This is a genomic window from Streptomyces sp. NPDC029044 (assembly GCF_040637495.1).
Lineage (GTDB): Bacteria > Actinomycetota > Actinomycetes > Streptomycetales > Streptomycetaceae > Streptomyces.
This window is the reverse complement of record NZ_JBEZWN010000149.1, coordinates 1-2,279: the sequence shown is the minus strand read 5'-3', so window position 1 is coordinate 2,279 and position 2,279 is coordinate 1. Positions and strand designations below refer to the sequence as shown.

Annotated in this window: 2 protein-coding genes and 1 pseudogene; all 3 read left to right on the top strand. The window is 76.6% G+C overall.

What is annotated here, in order from left to right:
* Positions 1 to 294: pseudogene (locus tag AB0E85_RS39885) on the top strand (hypothetical protein); the annotation flags it as partial.
* On the top strand, positions 291 to 2,030 hold the full coding sequence (locus tag AB0E85_RS39880; protein ID WP_361937650.1) for an ABC transporter ATP-binding protein: 1,740 nt from the start codon (positions 291 to 293) through the stop codon (positions 2,028 to 2,030). The pseudogene AB0E85_RS39885 and the gene AB0E85_RS39880, both read left to right, overlap by 4 nt.
* Positions 2,027 to 2,279: LpqB family beta-propeller domain-containing protein (locus tag AB0E85_RS39875; RefSeq protein WP_361937649.1), on the top strand; the 253-nt coding region annotated here is incomplete at its 3' end. The genes AB0E85_RS39880 and AB0E85_RS39875, both read left to right, overlap by 4 nt.

Below are 2,279 nucleotides of genomic sequence, written 5' to 3'. Positions count from 1 at the left end.
GTCGACGCCGTGATCCTCGAACGGGCCGCAGGAGCCGTCCGGCTGGTTCTCGACCGCACCCGTGGGCGGGCTCCGGCCGACGCCCCGCACATCCGCCGCGCCCACCTGCGGGCCGGCTTCGCCGTCCACCTGGCCCATGTCACCGCCCGGCGCCACGGACTGGCCGCCCGGCCCGTCGGGTCCTGGCAACGGGCGGACATCGGCGCCGCGCTCGGCGCCGCCCCGGGCCGGGACTGGGTCGTCCACGCACTGGCCCTCGGCACCCGCCACGCCGACGAGGAGAACACCACGTGATCGTCCACCCCGAGCTGCGCCGCGCCGCCCGCCCCGCACGGCGCCCCCTGCTCGCGGCCACCCTCCTGCAGGGCGCCGTCACCCTCACCCACCTGGCGCAGGCCGCCCTGCTGGCCCTCGCCCTGGCCGGCCTGGCACACGGAGACACCGGCCCGCTCCCGTGGCTGCTGGCCGCGGTGCTCGCCGTCGTCGGCGCCCGCGCCGGGCTCACGGTGTGGCAGCGGAGTACCGCGACGCGTGCCGGGGCCAGGGTCCGGGTAACCCTGCGGGACGAACTCCTGGCACAGCTGGGCCGGTTGGGACCCGCACACCTGACCACCGCACGGGCCGGAGCCGTCCGCACCACTCTCGTCGACGGAGTGGAGGGCGTCGACGCCTACGTCTCCCGCTACCTGCCCCAGCTCCTGGTCACCCTCACGGTACCGCCCCTGGTCCTCGCCGCCCTGGCCGTCACCGAGCCCCGGGCCCTCCTCGGCCTCGTCCCCGCCCTCCTCCTCGCCCTGGCCGGGCCGCGCGCCTGGGACCGGCTCCTCGCCACCCGCGGCAAAGAGCACTGGGACACGTACGAAGGACTGGGCGCCGACTACCTGGAGGCCCTCCAGGGGATGCCCGCCCTGCGCGCCGCAGGCGCCGTCGGACGCACCCGCGCACGCCTTGAGGAGCGGTCCGCGGCGCTGCACCGCGCAACCGTCGCCAAACTGCGGGTGTCCCTGGTCGACACCGGCATCACCGACCTCGCCATCCAGGGCGGCACCGCCGCCGCGGCCGTCCTGGCGTGCTGGTCGGCCGTCACCGGATCCACTACGGCGACCGGCACGTATCTCGTGCTGATGCTGGCCTCGGAGTGCTTCCGCCCCGTCCGCGACCTCGCCCGCGAGTGGCACGCCGGATACCTCGGGGCGTCGGCCGCCGACGGCCTCGCGGCCCTGCGCACGGCCGACCCGGCGGTCGAGGACACCGGAACGGCCTCGGAACACCGGCAGGCGCCGCCCGAACTGCGCTTCCACGACGTCCGGTTCACCTACGGCGACGCACCGGCCCCGGCCCTGGACGGCGTCTCGTTCACCGCGCAGGCCGGCCGGACGACCGCGATCGTCGGCCCCTCCGGCGCGGGCAAGTCCACACTCCTCGCCCTGCTTCTGCGCCACCACGACCCGCAGGAGGGCCGGATCACCCTGGACGGACGCCCCACGACCGAGTACGCGCTCGACTCGCTGCGCCAGGGCATCGCAGTCGTCTCGCAGGAGACGTACCTCTTCCACGCCACCATCGCCGACAACCTGCGCCTGGCCCGGCCCGGCGCCACGGACGACGACCTGACGGGGGCGGCGCGCGCCGCCGGGATCCACGACGAGATCACCGCCCTCCCCGACGGCTACGCCACCCTCCTCGGCGAACGGGGCGCGACCCTCTCCGGCGGCCAGCGGCAGCGCCTCGCGCTCGCGCGGGCCCTGCTGGCCGACGCCCCGGTGCTCGTCCTCGACGAGGCCACCAGCTCGGTCGACGAGCGCCGCGAGGCGGACATCGTCCGGGAGTTGCCGACCGCCGCGAGTGGCCGGACCGTCCTGGTCGTCGCCCACCGGCTCGCGGCCGTCCGGCACGCCGACCGCATCGTCGTCCTCGACGCGGGACGGGTGGACGCCGTCGGCGAACACGCCGGTCTCGTGGCGGCCGGCGGCGTCTACACCCGGCTGGTCGAGGCCGGCTGCGCCCACCGAGGAGAACTCGCCGCATGAGCACCGCCGACGCCACCGACGCGGACGCGCCCGCCCGAGGCGCGCTGCGCGCCCTGCTGCCCGCCCTCGCCGGGCACCGGGCCATGACGGCCCGCACCTGCGCCGCCGCCCTCCTCGAACAGGGCTCCCTTGTCGCGTTGCTGACCCTGGCCGCCCACACCGTGGGCACCGCCGTCATCGACGGGAGGCTGACGCCCCCCAGCTGGGACGCGGACGACGGACTGTGGGTGGCCGACCGCGACCCCGACC